Origin of the sequence: Rhodococcus sp. YH1 (assembly GCF_009939605.1) — a bacterium.
Classification (GTDB): domain Bacteria; phylum Actinomycetota; class Actinomycetes; order Mycobacteriales; family Mycobacteriaceae; genus Rhodococcus; species Rhodococcus aetherivorans.
On record NZ_WVTE01000290.1, the window covers coordinates 105,984 to 120,933 of the forward strand.

The window sequence follows — 14,950 nt, forward strand, 5'->3', positions numbered from 1 at the left end:
GGGCGCGGGCCTTGTCTTTCTGGCGCTGCCGCCAGGCCCGTACCCGCTCGGCGTCGGTGGCGTATTCGCGGCGCCGTCCCCCTCTGGCTTCCTCGGCCATGACCTCGCCCTCCCGACCCGATGACGTCCCGTATCCAGCATCGTAACACCATTCGTAACGTACGTAACATAGTACGTACGAATGATTGGGCCGACCACCCAGATGCGGGACTGTCTGAACAACGGTGGATCCGGGTTGGCCTGACACGCCGAGCAGCGCGCTTGGCGGGAAGGAACGACCATGACGGAAACACTGGAGCCCATGGCGGACGAGGTGGAGCAGCAGCAGCTTGCGCAGCAACTCCTGGCCCAGGCCAAGGAGCAGGGAATCGAGCTGATGGGCCCGAACGGGCTGCTGGGGCAGTTGACGAAGAACGTGCTCGAAACCGCGCTGGACGCGGAGATGACCGAGCACCTCGGCTACGAGAAGCACGACCCGGCCGGCCGTGGCAGCGGCAACTCCCGCAACGGCACCAGGTCGAAGACGGTGCTGACCGAGATCGGCCCCGTCGAGATCGAGGTCCCCCGGGACACCGAGTCGAGTTTCGAGCCGAAGATCGTGCGCAAACGGCAGCGCCGGCTGACCGGGATCGACGAGATCGTGCTCTCGCTCAGCGCCAAGGGCTTGACCACCGGGGAGATCTCGGCGCACTTCCTTCGGCATCTACGGGGCGACGGCGAAAGAAGGACACCATCTCCCGGATCACCGACAAGGTGCTCGAGGAGATGACCGAGTGGCAGAACCGGCCACTGGACCGGGTGTATCCGGTGGTGTTCATCGATGCCATTCACGTCAAGATCCGCGACGGGCAGGTCACCAACCGGCCGATCTACGTCGCGATCGGCGTGACCGTCAACGGCGAGCGCGACATCTTGGGGCTGTGGGCCGGCGACGGCGGTGAGGGCGCGAAGTTCTGGCTGGCGGTGCTCACCGAGATCAAGAACCGCGGGGTCGCCGATGTGTGCATCGTCGTGTGCGACGGGTTGAAGGGTCTGCCGGAGGCGATCAACACCGTGTGGGAACTCGCTGTCGTGCAGACTTGCGTTATCCACTTGATCCGCAACACTTTTCGGTTCGCGCCGCGGCAGCATTGGGACGAGATGTCGCGGGATCTCAAACCGGTGTACACGGCCCCGACGGAGGCCGCGGCCAAGGAACGATTCGTCGAGTTCTCCACCAAGTGGGGACCGAAGTACCCGGCGATCGTCCGGCTGTGGGACAACGCGTGGAGCGAGTTCGTCCCGTTCCTCGACTACGACGTCGAGATCCGACGCGTGATCTGCTCGACGAACGCGATCGAGTCGGTCAATGCCCGCTACCGGCGTGCGATCCGGGCCCGTGGGCACTTCCCGACCGAGCAGGCCGCCCTCAAGTGCCTCTATCTCGCGACCCGAGCGCTGGACCCGACCGGTCGGGGTAGGGCACGATGGGCGACGAGGTGGAAGCCTGCCTTGAACGCCTTCGCGATCACTTTCGAAGGACGCATCAACTAACCGATGCCAGGCCGGATCCACCGTTTATCCCAGTGTCACGCTTGATGGTGTCGACCGGTTCGCTCCACCGTTATCTACGCCTTCGTGGCTTGTGTCCGTAGTGCGGCCGGTCGATACAAAGTGGACCGGCCGATCTGGCTTGAGAGGAGCGTGGCGTCGCCCCCACTGGGATATGCCGATCGACCGGCCCCTGCCACCCACCCGCTACCTGGGCAGGAGACATACCATCATGATGGTCATCGGAATCGACGCGCACAAGCGCACCCACACCGCCGTCGCCGCCGATCAGGCAGGGCGGCACCTATCGACGAAAACCGTTGGCACCACCAGCAAAGACCACCTGACACTGCTGCAGTGGGCGACCGGACAAGCCGACGACCGCCTCTGGGCGATCGAGGACTGCCGGCACCTGAGCCGCCGACTCGAACGAGATCTGCTCGCCGCCGGTGAACGAGTGGTCCGGGTACCACCGAAACTGATGGCGAACGCGCGTGATGCTGCCCGCACCTACGGCAAATCCGATCCCATCGATGCTCTCGCAGTCGCCCGCGCAGCACTGCGCGAGCCGGATCTACCCGTAGCCCGCCTCGACGGCACAGACCGCGAGATTCGATTGCTGGTCGACCACCGGGAGGACCTCGTCGCCGAACGCACCCGCATCATTTCCCGACTGCGGTGGCATCTCCACGAGCTCGACCCAGCCTGGCGACCGCCCACAAAACTGGATCGGACCAGCGCTTTCGACAAGATCGGGATGCACGTTGCGACGTTCTCCGGGTTGGTCGCGGACTTGTCTCTGCGTCTTGTGGGACACCTGCGTCGTCTCACCGTCGAGATCGATGAGCTCGCCGCGGAGATCACTTCCCGGACGACGATGCTGGCGCCGTCGTTGCTGGCGATCCCGGGTTGCGCCGCGTTGACTGCAGCGAAGATCATCGGTGAGACCGCCGGTATCGACCGGTTCCGTTCCAAGGACGCCTTCGCCCGGCACAACGGAACTGCACCGCTACCGGTGTGGTCGTCGAATCATGCTCGGCATCGCCTCTCACGCACGGGAAACCGACAACTCAATGCCGCGATACACCGGATCGCGCTCACTCAGGCGCGTTGCCACGAGGACGCACGCGCTCTCTTGGCTCGCCGGAAGGCCGGCGGCGACGGTGGTATGGAAGCGCTCCGCGTCCTCAAACGCCGATTGTCGGACGTCGTCTTCCGAGCGATGGTCGCAGACCAATCATCACTTATGGACGTTGCTGCTTGACAGAGGAGCTAGGGACACTCCCGCGCGGCTGGCGGTGTCTGCCGTTTCGTCTGGCGGACCAAACATGCGCGGTCCGTATGCGAGGGGCCGGGCGATCAGTGCAGGATCGCTGCCTCGGCCCGGTGTCGGGTGTGGGGCGGGTTCCCTCCGCTGGTGCGAGGATCTGCGATGAGGGGCGCGTGAATTGGCACCGGCCGATCGTGTGGTCATCGAGCACGGGAACGCAGGTGGCGGCAATTGCGGGATGGGTCCAGCTCTGCTCGATCCGGGCAGAATGCCTGGCTGCTCCCATGGTGGGCCGATGAGCAGCATATTCGTCGCCGTTTCGAGGAACCGGCAGGTGCCGAGTTCGGTGATGAGCCGACGGTCGAGGTTCGGGGCGCGCAGGTTGCCGGCGACTTGGGTACCGCTGCCCTGTGCGAGGTGCGAGCTAACACACATGCTGCGAAATCCGGTGTACTCGGGTATGAAGACTTTGATCTGTACCGCCGTGTTCGCTGCCGCGATGGCGACAGGGTGCAGTAGCCCGGACGAGACGGCCCCTACTACTACCAGGATCCCGTCGTCGACCTCGGTCACGAGCATCACGACAGCGCCGCCGACTCCCGCGGCAGTGACCACTACCGACCCCGCCCCGGAGCAGGCACCGCCCGTACCTGTCGAGCCTGCACCGGCAGAAACCGCCGCCGAGCCCTATATCGTCTCGTGCCAGATCGGACTGGGTCCGATCGAGACGTACTGGTCGGACGGTTCGGTCACCGGATACTCCGACTACTGCCAGGCCCAACACGACAGCGTGCTTGAGGCGGAGGTCGCGGCCAACACCCCCATCTGCGACGGAACGGTGTGCCGGTATCCATCCGGCGCAGTCATGCCCGACCCCAATGCCACACCATCCACCACTACGAACCGTCCGTACCCGACCGAGGACGAAGCGTTCATCGAGACGTGTATGGCCAAGTCCGGGCAGTCCCGTGAGGTGTGCATTCAGCAAATCCAGGAAGGTATCGACGCCGGGAACATCCGTGTGCCGTAACTGTCTGGCGCTTCGGAACCTGCGAAACCGACCTGCGTCGGCCGTCGACGGCAGGGAGAGGAGTCGAACCGGCCGCACTCGTCCACAGCGCTGGAATACGGCATGGATGCGAAGGAGAAACGAGACCATCGTTTCGGCGCGGCTGATCCGTCTGGTTCTCATGCCGAGAAGTAGCGGACCGCTTACCCATCCGGTCTGGGTCTGCGCCAACTGCGCGGCGGCCACCACGGGGGTTCCCCCTCAAGTGTGGACATCCTGAACACTGGATCGTGAGGATCCAGAGGAAGTGATGTCACAGATGGCGATGAAGGCGTACTCGGCGGAGTTCAAGGCCGATGCCGTCGCGCTGTACCTGTCCGACCCGAGCCACACCTTCGAGGGCATCGGCAAGGACCTGGGGATCAGCCGTGAGACCCTGCGCAACTGGGTCCGCGCCGAACGCCAACGCACCGGCGCTGCGTCCGCAGCGGACCGGCCCCGGAAGCCGGGGCCGGCGGGCGAGATATCGTCCGAGTCCGTGTTGGAGGAAGAAAACAGGCAGCTCAAAGCCCAGATCCGCAAGCTCGAGACCGAACGGGAAATCCTGCGGAGGGCCGCGAAATATTTCGCGGGCGAGACCAACTGGTGAGCCGCTTCCAGTTCGTCGACGACCACCGCAACACCGCGCCGGTGAAGTGGCTGTGCCAGATCCTCGAGGTGTCCCGATCCGGTTTCTACCGGTGGCTCGCCGCCGCGCCTGCCCGGGCCGAACGTGCCCGCGCCGACGAGGAGCTCGCGACGCGGATCCGCGCCATCCACGACGACTTCGACGGCACCTACGGTGCCCCGCGTATCACGGCCGAGCTGCGCGACGCCGGGCTCGAGGTGAACCACAAGCGGGTGGAGCGGGTGATGCGCGAGCACGGGATCGTCGGGGTGCACCTGCGCAAGACCGTCCGCACCACCGTCCCCGCGCCCTCCGCGACCCCGGTGCCGGACCTGATCCGGCGAGATTTCACCGCGAGCGCACCGAACACCAAGTACGTCGGCGACATCACCTACCTGCCGATCGGGGACGGGAAATTTCTGTATCTGGCAACGGTATTGGACCTGCATTCGAAACGGCTGGCGGGCTGGTCGATCGCCCCGCACATGCGCACCGAGTTGATCACCGACGCGCTCCGGGCGGCGGCCGCCGCCCGCGGTGCCGCCGGCCTCGACGGCGCGATCTTTCACTCCGACAACGGCGCCCAATATGTCTCGCAGGAGTTCGCCGACGTGTGCCGTGAACTGGGGGTGACCAGGTCTCGGGGTGCGGTCGGAACGAGCGCGGACAATGCTGCTGCCGAGTCGTGGAACGCAACGTTGAAACGGGAGACGTTGCAGGGCCGGAAGTACTGGAACGGTGCGGGTGAGGCGCGTGCCGAGGTCTTCCGTTGGATCACGCGCTACAACACACGAAGGAGGCATTCCGCTCTCGGTCAGATCTGTCCGATCGAGTTCGAGCAGCAGTCGGCTATGCTGGCCACCGCCGCATAGGAATTGGTGTCCACATCTCAGGGGGAAGCCCCCACCAGTTCGACCGCCTGGCTCTTGCCTTGCCCGCTGCCGAGCAGCGACCCCGGCCGATAGGTGACCTGCACAATCGATGTCCCCGTCCGGGCGCTGACCCAATAGCTCGAGCTCGCAGGCGCATCCGGATACCGGACCATGGCCGTGGTTTGCATGCGAGCAACAGACTCGTCGCCGACCGCAGCGTCGAGGGTTTTCTGGATCACATCGAAGGTGTAACCAGCAGCCCCAGCGCCCATCTGCCAGGACACGCACCGCTCGACGACGTCCCGATACGCCGCCAACGCTGTCGCAGCGGCCTGCTCGTCCCGGTACACGAACGCCTGGCTGGTGATCGCTTCGACTTCTTATTTCGAGGCGAGTTCGGGGCAGCGGTACGCGACGGCGAGGTCGACGAGCTCGGATGCCTGGTCTTCGTCGATCCCGAAGTCGCCGGCCGTCATCTCCTTGACCGTGTCTACGGCACCGGGGCCGGATTCGACGTCGACGCTCAGGCAGGTCACGTTGGCGAATTGCTGAGCGAGCTCCGGGGTCAGTTCGCTGCCGGCGAGCGTTCCGCCGACAACGTCTTTCATGTCGCTGGCCAGTTGTGCTGCGTCGTCCGGTCGCTCTTGAACTTGACGGCGGGCACCGTCCTCCATCATCTCGCCGAAATCGTCCTGAGCTTCCGCAGTGCCCGCTTCGGTCGTTGCGGTCGAGTCGGTCGGGCTGGGCGCCAGCGTTGGGGCGGTGTCCTCGCTACCACTGTCACCGCAGGCGGCGATCAGTAGCAGGGCTGGAAGGACGAGCAGGGTGCGCATTTTCATGTGGTGTCCTTGCGATCGTCGGGGTGCTCGGGCTGATGCTGTCGAGTGTTGTCAGCACAGCGGGTGGAGGCGGAGCGGTTGCGTCCCAGGCTGAACAGATGCATCGAGTCGGATGGTCCACTCGGGACGGCCAGCACGTCGTGCGTGCGCCATTGCGCTTTACCTGCCGATCCACGTAGAGCGCTGTTCAGCCGGTGCGGATCGTGGTTCCAGCGCACCAGCGACATTCCGGAGCCTTCGATGTCGACCTGCCCATCGGGCTGTACCCGGACGCACACCGGGATGCCGCGCGTGGATGTGCGGGCCTGCGTGGGGTGCACATGGTGACCTGGCGTGTACAGGGTGCATCGGTGGTCGACAGGTGGGATCTGCGTCCGCTCTTCGGCTCCGCGCTCTTCGGTGGTCATCGGTCACCGCCTTCCTGTTCGTGAGTGCGGGGAGGAGTGCTCGCGCCGCCTGCGGGTGCTCGTTCTTCGATTGTGGTCATCTCCCCACGCTCGGCACTGCCGCATTGGCTATTGCCGACTATGTCGACGTCGGTGTCGTTCGGCCCGGTGCCGCTGCGAAGGGGCAATGACGGTCTTGTGCGTGGCCGGGGCGATTACGGTGCACTCATGTCGCAGCTGGTGATCTGTCGCCGTTGATCGATGCCGTCCGCCGCCTCGACCTGCGTCCGCGCCGGTGGCAGTGGGTGAATCCGAGCTTGTGACCGCACGGCGGCAACTCCGCCGCGACATCCCCGTCGTCCCGCCACGCCAACGGGGCGAATTCGACCAGATCCTGCACCGGCTCGAACGCGACGTCACTCGACAGCTGATCACCCGCAGGAAACGGCGCGCGCGTGCCCACCACCCTCTCCAGCGTCATACCCGTCGACTGGAGCAATGGATAACTTGCGTCCCGCAGCGGTACGCACCCCCATACGCTTCGTTCACCTGGGCTGGCTCTGGACGACAAGCCACTCGATCATCCTGATCCAGTATTCAAGACGGTGCCGACATCGGATCGAGCAAGACAGTCGCAGGATTTCGGTGCCGAGGAGGTGGTATCCCGATCGATCCGCTACGCCGACGACCATCGTCGGCGCCGATGCACGAGGAGAAGGGCATGACGATCGACCGCACGAGTGTGGGCTGCTGGATCCTCAAAGGCAACCCGGACGTATTCGACTACTTCGGGGCAGTCCGGGCCCAGCCGCCGAGGATAGTGCGCCCTGGAGTCTTCGAAGGAAATTGGACCGTGGGCAACACCTACCGTAACGACCTGATCAAAAAGGGCGATCTGATGGCGTTGTGGATCACCGGACCCCATAAGCCGGGCATTCATGAAATTGGGTGGATTACCAGTGATGGCCCGATCTTCTGGGCCCAGGGATTCGATCGCAAGCATGCGGTTGACCCACAGAAGGCAGCGCAGCCGACTTATGCCGTCGACTACGCCGCGATCCGTCTCGAGGATCTATACGTTCAAAGAGGAGAGATGCTCGCCGAACCGGTACTGTCCCATTGCGAGCAGTTCCGGGCTCGTCAGATGTCGAATCCGTCGTATTTGACCCCGGAGGAAGCACATGCCCTGGCCGACATCCTCGCCACCCGGATAACCCCGACACGGCTCGGCAAGGCGCACTGGAAGAAACTGCTGGTCTCATAGATCCCGCGTTCTGCAGGTCCGGGCGGTGGGGGCTCCGGAACGGGGCCGTTGGGGCGATCCGTCCGACAGCGACCGACGGTAGCGCAGCACTCTCCGTACCGGACTCTCCGCGTACATCAGGGTGACCGCGGCTTTCCCGCATCCGAGTGCCGACGTGCCCATCCCCGCGAAAGGTGGGGTGAGAAAGGACCTCGAGCGATGGAATACCACAAGTCCACAATCATCCGGCTCCGTCAGCATCCGCAACACAATGAACGATGGCTCCAAGAACAGATCAAGTCCGATGTCGGGATACTCGGCCTCGGCCAAAACTTGATCTTGAAGGATTCCGAGCGTCGTCAACCCCGAGCCGGGCGACTCGACATCTTGCTTCACGATCCGGACAGCAATACGCGCTACGAAGTCGAACTCCAGCTCGGCGCCACCGACGAGAGCCACATCATCCGCACACTGGAATACTGGGACAACGAACGCCGCAGATTCCCTCAGTACGACCACGTAGCGGTCATCGTGGCCGAGGAGGTCACCGGACGGTTCCTCAATGTGATCGGTCTGTTCAACCAGGCGATTCCTCTGATCGCCATCCAGATCAGCGCGTTGGAGGTCAACGGCGTGATGACCCTGCACGCGACCAAGGTGCTCGACCTGGCCCTGCCGGCGCCGGAGGAGGAGGACGAACCCGGCCAGGACACCGATCGGCAGTATTGGGCGCAGCGCAGCATCCCATCGGTTATGCAGGCCATGGACAGCCTGGTGGAGTTGATCAACGAACACGGCGACGCCATGGCCCCGAAATACAACGTTTGCACATCGGGGTGCTTTTTGAGGTGCTGCGGGAGTCGCTGGGCGACGCCGATGCCGATGCCGATGTAGATGTCGTGGTTGGTGCATTCAAACAGGTACAGACCGCGCCGCCCACGCGGGAAGTCGGCCTTGAATTGCGTCAGGCCGTCGCGGGTGAACGGGTACGGACGGTGGCCGTAGCCCTGGTCGAGCGCCCATCGCGCCACGTCGGCGTGGCCCGACCACCGCGGGGCGAGATCATCACTGGGCGCACCGGTTACCACCATGGGCGCAGGGTACGAGGCGTCACAGCCGGGGCCGTCGTGGGGTTTCCTGTTCTCGCACTGCACGTGCCCGGCCGCAGGGTCGGGCGGCGCACCTTCGGTCAGGGCCCCGGCCGCCACACGAGGACCGGTCGGCGACCTCGGGGCGCGGCGGTCGGCGTCCCGACCCCGAGGTGCCTCAGCCCCGGTCGGGACTGTTCCCGGTTCCGTGAAGGGTTACCACCTCTTCCGGGGCCGGTAGATCGAGGTGGCCCAATGGACTGCGTCCTCGAGCTGCGCGTCGTCGATCTCGAAGACGGCATCGACATCCGGGGGCAGGGGATCGCACGGGCAGCGCCCGTTGGCTGGACCTGCATACGTCGAGAGCACGGCACCGCCTTTGACGACGAACACCTCCGGATAGATCTCGCAGGCCAGACGCCGAGCATTGGTGAGGTGCGTGGCCTTGACCTCGTACATGTGCATTCCTTCCGGCCAGTGCCCCGGGGTGCCCGAGGACCGCGTCGTCCGGACCCTAACCGGTATGTCGACCTTGGCCCGCAACAACACGGCCCAGTCACCGGGGATGCGAGCGTCGACATCGAGAGCGGTTCGACAGCTGGACCGGCTGCGACCTAGAGTTGCCAAAGCAGTTGTCTCCCCGCGACAGCTGTGGTGTCGCAGTACTTCCCGTTCGGGCTTGACGCAAAATTCCGCAGGAACGAGGTCTTCCGTGCGGTCGACGTGTCCAGTCGACCACGCCGATGCAGCCGGTCTCTCCGAGGTCACCCACCGGTGCCGCGGTGCGGCGGTATGAATTCCTGGGAAATGCCGGATATCCCAATGCCTCCATCCATCACCGGTGGTGTATTTTCTGAATCTGTCGCTCTCCGTCTGGGGGTGATCTATCCAGGGGCGCTTGCAGACAGGACACAGACACCGAAATGATCTCCCTCCGCAGCTTTGTGCGACCTGCCCTGGTGAGTGGGGCATTGGCCTTGACCATGGTGTTCGCGGTCCCGACCGCCAGCGCTGACGGCACATACACCGTGGGAGATCGCCTTCGTTCGATCGTCGCCTGGTCCGGCACGCCCTGTGTGAATCTCCACTGGACGCGGGCCGATGGTTCGCTCGGACGGGGCACCCATTGCGACCAACCGGATGGCGGTGTCATCGAATGGGACTTTCCCGCAGTCGCGGGACAGTGGGGCGGGCTGGAGCCGGAACTGGCTCCGGGAATGTTTGTCACCTGTGGTGTCCACAATGTCGCGAACGGCCAGACGCTCCGAGAAAACCGCGCCGAATACACCGCGACGCCCAGTGCCGCGCCGGTCTGCCTCGTCCACCTCGACTGACACCGAACGGTCTCGACGGACATTCTCAACCGGAGACGACCACGCCGGAAGCTTCCTCCAGGACGAGACCACGTATCGACTCTTGTGGGAGAAAACCCTCCGTTCAGGGACACACGAGCGAGTAACACGCGACCAGAAATCGGTAACAGTAGTAACATTCGCCGATCCGGGAACGGTTGAGAGTTTGGTTTCATTCACCGCTGCATGGAGTCAGCGCCATAGACAGGACCCATATGACTGAAATTGCGCCTTCTCGCGACCAGATCGCACGCGCCGTGGCACGGGCTGAAGCGAAGGTCGTCAATCAGTACAACGCCAGCTTTGCCGGATGTTCGATCGACGGACCGGTATTCCGTGTCGGCAAGAAAAGCTATCTCGTCAACACGGTCACAGTCGAGATGGAGTTGGGCGCACAGACAACGTCCTCGCGAACGACCGTGACACGTGTGGTCGCCGGTACCATGATCGCCGGCGTCGGAGGAGCACTGGTCGGCGGAGCTGCAAAGAAGTCCAAGGACACCAGCAAGATCTACCTGACCGTCCGCACGCCCGACGGCCAGGTCCACGTGAAAGAGGCGCCCACCAGCATGGAGCGCGTCGCCCGTGACTTCATGGCCAAGCTGGAGATGGCGTCGAAGCGAACGTGGCCGCTCACGTCGGAGGCTGGCACGACCCTTCCCCTCGCCGAGTCGTCAGTGCGTAAGAATCCTCCCAGCACAGCACTCGGACATGTCCTCATCGGTTTGATGCTCATCGGTGCAGCCCTGACCGTGCACTGGGCCTTTTGGCTCGCACTCGTTGCCTACATCGTCGTCGTGGCAGTGGTAGCGACCAAGAACGACGACAAGTACAAGAAGGCACTCGATGAGTTCCGAAAAGGCCCCACTCGCTGAGGATCTCTTGGGGACGCACCGCAATCTCCTAGCTGGGCGACTCCGGTGACGAGGAGTCCTTCTCCGACGCGGGGGCTGAACGCACGTCAGCGCTTCGAGAGTACTTATACAAGACCCGCATTAGCGGACCAGGGCACGCTCACCCGGGACGGCGTTCACACCATTCCGCAGTGGCCGGGCACGGAAGGACTGCTCGTGCATCATCAGGCGGGGTATTCATGGATTACGTAGTCGAGCAGGGACGGGTGCGGTTCCTCGACGACCGACATTTTTCTGCAGCTCTTCGCAAGAAGGTCGCGGCGCACCGCAACAACAAGTCGTTGCTCGACCGGACCTACCTCGATGCCAAAGAGGACGAAGCGGCGGTACTGGGTGGCGGGCTCGTCCTCACGATCTTCGTCGCTGGTGTGGTCTGGTTGGTGTTCAACCAGACCGCCGCCATCGTCACTGCGATTGTCTTCGGACTGTTGTCCGTGGCCCTGGCCATCTTCGATCCCAACAACGATCTGAAGATCACCAACGATGACAAGACCGAACTCTGGTTTGCATTGAAAGAGCTGGAGCTTCCCCCACCGTGCCCGCTCCGAGAGGTCGCCGCGCGACCATTCGGACCGGAACGAGTGCTGATGCTCGTCGCGGTCGCACTCGACGTGGCCGAAAAGATCACGAAAACCCGGTCATGGTCGAGTACCTACCTCGACGCCCACCGTGTGCAACTCGCCCCTCGGAAGGAAGCAGGGCAGGTTCTGCGACACGGTTACGCCCTCCATAAGGCGATCAGTGAACTCGGACCTGCCCCGCAGGGCACCACTGCGTCCGCGATAGTGGCTCAGCGCGCGGTTGACCTGGCGCGGGAACCCTTGAACCTGGTGTGGGATCGACTGCTGCAACGCGTCACCGCGCTCGACGACTATTACCGTCACCTGATAGCACTCGACATCGAACTCGACAACGCCGACGCGGCAAGACGCGCTCTCGGCCTCAACGATCAAATCGGTGATCTGTTGGTCGACGCCGTCGGAGACCAGTTCGCCACCGATCATCTTCGCCGACTATCCGACGAAGCCGCCACACTCACCCATGCAATCAACGAACTGGTCGACGCACTCAACGGCAACCTGGAGACATTGCTCGCCCTGGCGCCCCTATCGTCCGACGACGTTATCGATCACTGATTCAGAACCGATCTCGCCAGATCGACTGAGGAGCGATCGACCATCCGCATCCACTGAGCATGATCGAAGTGACCGGTTCGCAGAGGACCGGTCACGAGCATCGGCCTCGGGGTGGATCGCAGCGGTAAACCGCCCTGTGTCCCCGACCCGGGTCCACGACTCGACGCGGATCACATCACCGACAAGGACGAACCCGAGAAACCCGTCGACATCCACGACACCGGTGGCGCCCCAGTAGCCACGGGCGGCCGCGTAGATCTGCTCATCACTCCAGTGGACACTGCGGCAGGTCGGGGCTGGCGGGGATCGGGGCCGGGGGCCGGACAGGTTTGACGCCGATCAGGGCGCGGCAGTCCGGTCTGACGAGCCAGACAGCTCGGCGTGCTCGACCTCGAATAGTCCGTCCTCCCGCTGCACGATGGTGCCGCTGGGGAGGTGCGCGGCGCAGGCGCGAATGGGTGGCGTCGAGGTGTGCGTCCGAGACGTGGAGCAGGCCACCGATCTTGGCGCAGGACCGTTGCACTCGCGCGGTCAGATGCAGGGTGGCCTGATCGAACGCGTCGGCGAACCCGGTCAACGGCACCACCGGCTCCGTCTGGCGGGGCGTCTCGGACGAGGGTCGCCGCGGCTGGTGGCGGTGAAACCGGGATGGGATACCGTGTTTGACCTGGTCCCAGGTGCGTTCGCGGTGGACGGTGGAATACGCGGTGATCGCGCTGTGGTCGGGGGAGAGCACGAGCGTGTATCCCTGCCGGGACAAGCGCACGAACCCGGTGGGGGAGAGTTGGCGCGCGGAGGTGAGCAGGAAGTCTTCGAGCATGGTGCACAGTTGGGCCTGGGCGCTGCACCAGTCGTCGACATGGTCGGTGGTGTACGTGCAGGCGGTGCCGTCGCAGTGGAAGCGCGTGCAGCGCGTCATCCGTCATTGTGGCGGCGCCACCGACACTCGGTCTGGGATCCGCCTCTGTCCTGCCTGTGACAGGCCGATGCCCGCCTCGGATCCCATGAGTACATCGCCTGCCGGACCGAGGCACCGGTGATCGGCCCGGCGACAAGGCGGCCACCTACCAGATGAGGCTGTGCGCGGTCGTAGCCTCGATCAAAGTGTGCAGCATCGCTACTGGCATCTGGTGCATCATCGAACCGCCGACACCGCACTGTGTCTCGGTGGGTGCGAGTCGGGGCGACTTGGTCCAGGGCCACATCGCCCGGTCCTCTTCGTGATTTTCTGCGTCGTTCCTCGTGGCGCTTCCCGTGATGGCCCCTGGCCTCCCAGGACCGACACAGCGACAGAATCTGGGGACCTGATTGTCGCCTCCCGCTGGAGCTCACCGGTCAGTTGAGGGTCAGACGGCAGTATTCGTCGGAGTTTCCCGCTTCTCTGCATGCCTGCCAGTCGAGTTGGCCTTGTACCCAGGGCGAGGGAGACCTGGGCGAGGAATTCGTGTCCGGTCGGGTTGCTCCGGAGGGGTATCGGCAGGTGGTGCCGTCGCACACCGGAGTGTTGGCGGCCACTTCGTCTGCGAGGACCTGGTCATGGATCGACTGGCAGTAGTCCGAATACCCGGTCACCGTGCCGTCGGACCAGTATGTGACGATCGGCCCCAACCCCAGCTGGCAGTCGACGATGTAGGGCTCCTCGACCATCACCGGTTCGTCGACCGCAGTCTCGGTATCGGTGGAGGTGATCTCCGCAGAGGTCGAATCGGGGACGGACGACGCGGTCGTCGAAAGGACCGCTGCGTTCGTCGTCGCGACCGGCGCCGAGGTCGAGGCAGATGTGGTAGCCGCAGGAGGGCTGGAATCGCCATTTCCGCAACCGGACACGATGAGCGCGATCGCTAGGATCGGCAGCAAACGCAGTGTTTTCACCCCCGCAATACCGCCGCGGCTTCCGATTTCATTACCGAGGACTGCCTGCGGGATACACACGCGAAGGCCAGCACCTCACCGTGGTCGGCACCGCCGGCTTTCCCACCTCGGTAGGCCCGGACGGGGAAGCGACTGGTGATGTCGGACGCCCCGGTCCGCAAGGTCGGGGCGTCCGACGAATCGATCAGCTGCTTCCGAACCGCGGCGGCGGCGGGGGCAGGAGCTTGCCGGCCAGATCACCGGTCCACGTGAAGTCCTCGAGTCCGATGTGCACGGTCAGGGTGGCTGGATTGAGCTGCGACTTGTCCACCTCGTACGCGTAGTCGAGGGTGACCGAGGTGTGGGGTGCCACGACCCCGGAGAAGAACGCATCCGACTCCGAGTAGTCGACATCGGCGCGGTAACCGCGCTCACCGTAGGTCAGGGTCGGCGTCGAGATGGAGTACCCCTCGAGCGGATTGTCGCCCGGAGTGAACGTGATACCCAGGATAGTGAGGTTCGGGGCCGTCGCGTACTCGGTGAGAGCGATGGTGCCGCCCCCACTGCCCCGGATCACGGTGCCGAAGGGCTGAATCACCGGGGCCGGTGACGCTGCGGCGGTCGGGGCGAGCATCACGGAGGGAGCGGCAAGGGCCACGGCTGCCGCAGCGAGAGCGGTACTTCTGGAAATCAACGTCGAGTGTCCTGTCCTGAATGAGTGATTAGTCGACCTTAATAGGAATCGAGCCCTATGCCGGATAGGCACTCCGGCAGACGCCTTCGACCGGTCAGG

16 protein-coding genes and 2 pseudogenes are annotated in these 14,950 nt (G+C 64.3%); 9 read left to right on the plus strand and 9 right to left on the minus strand.

All coding sequences use genetic code 11. From position 1 onward, the window contains the following. Positions 1-301 precede the first annotated feature (301 nt). Both AIIKEEIJ_RS31045 and AIIKEEIJ_RS31050 read left to right on the plus strand, forming a co-directional pair. Positions 302-1,533 (plus strand): annotated as a pseudogene (locus AIIKEEIJ_RS31045) (IS256 family transposase). A 229-nt stretch (positions 1,534-1,762) separates the two neighbouring features. Then, a complete protein-coding gene (locus AIIKEEIJ_RS31050; RefSeq protein WP_161996997.1) occupies positions 1,763-2,794 on the plus strand; it encodes an IS110 family transposase in 1,032 nt (343 codons plus the stop codon). Positions 2,795-3,085: 291 nt separating this feature from the next. On the opposite strand, the pseudogene AIIKEEIJ_RS34390 reads toward AIIKEEIJ_RS31050, so the two are convergent. Further along, positions 3,086-3,175 (minus strand): annotated as a pseudogene (locus tag AIIKEEIJ_RS34390) (IS21-like element helper ATPase IstB); the annotation flags it as partial. 232 nt (positions 3,176-3,407) lie between these two features. Between AIIKEEIJ_RS34390 and AIIKEEIJ_RS31060 the strand changes: the two are divergent. Together AIIKEEIJ_RS31060 and AIIKEEIJ_RS31065 are read left to right on the plus strand one after the other, a co-directional pair. Next, positions 3,408-3,830 carry a hypothetical protein gene (locus AIIKEEIJ_RS31060; RefSeq protein ID WP_161996993.1) on the plus strand — a complete coding sequence of 141 codons (423 nt, stop codon included), beginning with the start codon at positions 3,408-3,410 and terminating at the stop codon, positions 3,828-3,830. Positions 3,831-4,128: 298 nt separating this feature from the next. Beyond that, positions 4,129-5,348 (plus strand): IS3 family transposase gene (locus AIIKEEIJ_RS31065; protein ID WP_161996996.1). Its coding sequence is split into 2 segments (ribosomal slippage): positions 4,129-4,438 and positions 4,438-5,348, totalling 1,221 coding nucleotides; the frame shifts between segments, so codons are not numbered across the junction. A 17-nt stretch (positions 5,349-5,365) separates the two neighbouring features. Here AIIKEEIJ_RS31065 and AIIKEEIJ_RS31070 read toward each other — a convergent pair. The 4 genes from AIIKEEIJ_RS31070 to AIIKEEIJ_RS31085 all read right to left on the minus strand — a co-directional run bounded on the left by AIIKEEIJ_RS31070 (position 5,366) and on the right by AIIKEEIJ_RS31085 (position 7,054). Continuing rightward, complete coding sequence (locus tag AIIKEEIJ_RS31070) at positions 5,366-5,698, minus strand: hypothetical protein (RefSeq protein WP_161996992.1); 333 nt, start codon at positions 5,696-5,698, stop codon at positions 5,366-5,368. A 30-nt stretch (positions 5,699-5,728) separates the two neighbouring features. Beyond that, on the minus strand, positions 5,729-6,187 hold the full coding sequence (locus tag AIIKEEIJ_RS31075; protein ID WP_161996991.1) for a hypothetical protein: 459 nt from the start codon (positions 6,185-6,187) through the stop codon (positions 5,729-5,731). Next, positions 6,184-6,594 carry a hypothetical protein gene (locus AIIKEEIJ_RS31080; RefSeq protein WP_161996990.1) on the minus strand — a complete coding sequence of 137 codons (411 nt, stop codon included), beginning with the start codon at positions 6,592-6,594 and terminating at the stop codon, positions 6,184-6,186. Before AIIKEEIJ_RS31080 ends, AIIKEEIJ_RS31075 begins: the two co-directional genes overlap by 4 nt. Positions 6,595-6,799: 205 nt before the next feature. Beyond that, positions 6,800-7,054, minus strand: a complete 255-nt coding sequence (locus AIIKEEIJ_RS31085) for a hypothetical protein (RefSeq protein WP_161996989.1) — start codon at positions 7,052-7,054, stop codon at positions 6,800-6,802. A 240-nt stretch (positions 7,055-7,294) separates the two neighbouring features. Between AIIKEEIJ_RS31085 and AIIKEEIJ_RS31090 the strand changes: the two genes are divergently transcribed. Both AIIKEEIJ_RS31090 and AIIKEEIJ_RS31095 read left to right on the plus strand, forming a co-directional pair. Further along, positions 7,295-7,837: a hypothetical protein gene (locus AIIKEEIJ_RS31090; RefSeq protein ID WP_161996988.1), complete on the plus strand. Its 543-nt coding sequence runs from the start codon at positions 7,295-7,297 to the stop codon at positions 7,835-7,837. 198 nt (positions 7,838-8,035) lie between these two features. Further along, on the plus strand, positions 8,036-8,710 hold the full coding sequence (locus AIIKEEIJ_RS31095; protein WP_161996987.1) for a hypothetical protein: 675 nt from the start codon (positions 8,036-8,038) through the stop codon (positions 8,708-8,710). Positions 8,711-9,120: 410 nt separating this feature from the next. Here the strand turns inward: AIIKEEIJ_RS31095 and AIIKEEIJ_RS31100 are convergent, their stop codons facing one another. Continuing rightward, positions 9,121-9,363 (minus strand): hypothetical protein, encoded by a 243-nt coding sequence (locus AIIKEEIJ_RS31100; RefSeq protein WP_161996986.1) that lies wholly within the window; start codon positions 9,361-9,363, stop codon positions 9,121-9,123. Between the two features lie 464 nt (positions 9,364-9,827). Here AIIKEEIJ_RS31100 and AIIKEEIJ_RS31105 point away from each other — a divergent pair, with 464 nt between their 5' ends. The 3 genes from AIIKEEIJ_RS31105 to AIIKEEIJ_RS31115 all read left to right on the plus strand — a co-directional run bounded on the left by AIIKEEIJ_RS31105 (position 9,828) and on the right by AIIKEEIJ_RS31115 (position 12,306). Next, a complete protein-coding gene (locus AIIKEEIJ_RS31105) occupies positions 9,828-10,238 on the plus strand; it encodes a hypothetical protein (protein ID WP_161996985.1) in 411 nt (136 codons plus the stop codon). Positions 10,239-10,471: 233 nt separating this feature from the next. Further along, positions 10,472-11,131 (plus strand): hypothetical protein, encoded by a 660-nt coding sequence (locus AIIKEEIJ_RS31110; RefSeq protein ID WP_161996984.1) that lies wholly within the window; start codon positions 10,472-10,474, stop codon positions 11,129-11,131. Between the two features lie 218 nt (positions 11,132-11,349). Further along, positions 11,350-12,306, plus strand: coding sequence for a hypothetical protein (locus tag AIIKEEIJ_RS31115; RefSeq protein WP_161996983.1), 957 nt, complete (start codon positions 11,350-11,352; stop codon positions 12,304-12,306). A 265-nt stretch (positions 12,307-12,571) separates the two neighbouring features. Here the strand turns inward: AIIKEEIJ_RS31115 and AIIKEEIJ_RS31120 are convergent, their stop codons facing one another. From AIIKEEIJ_RS31120 to AIIKEEIJ_RS31130, 3 genes are all read right to left on the minus strand, one after another. Further along, positions 12,572-13,225 (minus strand): hypothetical protein, encoded by a 654-nt coding sequence (locus tag AIIKEEIJ_RS31120; protein ID WP_161996982.1) that lies wholly within the window; start codon positions 13,223-13,225, stop codon positions 12,572-12,574. A gap of 416 nt (positions 13,226-13,641) precedes the next feature. Beyond that, the gene (locus AIIKEEIJ_RS31125) at positions 13,642-14,238 is read right to left on the minus strand and encodes a hypothetical protein (protein ID WP_161996981.1); all 597 of its coding nucleotides are present in this window, start codon (positions 14,236-14,238) and stop codon (positions 13,642-13,644) included. Positions 14,239-14,362: 124 nt separating this feature from the next. Beyond that, positions 14,363-14,851, minus strand: coding sequence for a hypothetical protein (locus AIIKEEIJ_RS31130; protein WP_161996980.1), 489 nt, complete (start codon positions 14,849-14,851; stop codon positions 14,363-14,365). Positions 14,852-14,950 lie beyond the last annotated feature (99 nt).

Excerpts from the sequence above, each read along its gene's own strand:
- AIIKEEIJ_RS31075 (WP_161996991.1), bottom strand. The coding sequence starts at position 6,187 with ATGAAAATGCGCACCCTGCTCGTCCTTCCAGCCCTGCTACTGATCGCC.
- AIIKEEIJ_RS31050 (WP_161996997.1), top strand. The coding sequence starts at position 1,763 with ATGATGGTCATCGGAATCGACGCGCACAAGCGCACCCACACCGCCGTC.
- AIIKEEIJ_RS31105 (WP_161996985.1), top strand. The coding sequence starts at position 9,828 with ATGATCTCCCTCCGCAGCTTTGTGCGACCTGCCCTGGTGAGTGGGGCA.
- AIIKEEIJ_RS31115 (WP_161996983.1), top strand. The coding sequence starts at position 11,350 with ATGGATTACGTAGTCGAGCAGGGACGGGTGCGGTTCCTCGACGACCGA.
- AIIKEEIJ_RS31080 (WP_161996990.1), bottom strand. The coding sequence starts at position 6,594 with ATGACCACCGAAGAGCGCGGAGCCGAAGAGCGGACGCAGATCCCACCT.
- AIIKEEIJ_RS31120 (WP_161996982.1), bottom strand. The coding sequence starts at position 13,225 with ATGACGCGCTGCACGCGCTTCCACTGCGACGGCACCGCCTGCACGTAC.
- AIIKEEIJ_RS31100 (WP_161996986.1), bottom strand. The coding sequence starts at position 9,363 with ATGTACGAGGTCAAGGCCACGCACCTCACCAATGCTCGGCGTCTGGCC.
- AIIKEEIJ_RS31110 (WP_161996984.1), top strand. The coding sequence starts at position 10,472 with ATGACTGAAATTGCGCCTTCTCGCGACCAGATCGCACGCGCCGTGGCA.
- AIIKEEIJ_RS31090 (WP_161996988.1), top strand. The coding sequence starts at position 7,295 with ATGACGATCGACCGCACGAGTGTGGGCTGCTGGATCCTCAAAGGCAAC.
- AIIKEEIJ_RS31095 (WP_161996987.1), top strand. The coding sequence starts at position 8,036 with ATGGAATACCACAAGTCCACAATCATCCGGCTCCGTCAGCATCCGCAA.
- AIIKEEIJ_RS31085 (WP_161996989.1), bottom strand. The coding sequence starts at position 7,054 with ATGACGCTGGAGAGGGTGGTGGGCACGCGCGCGCCGTTTCCTGCGGGT.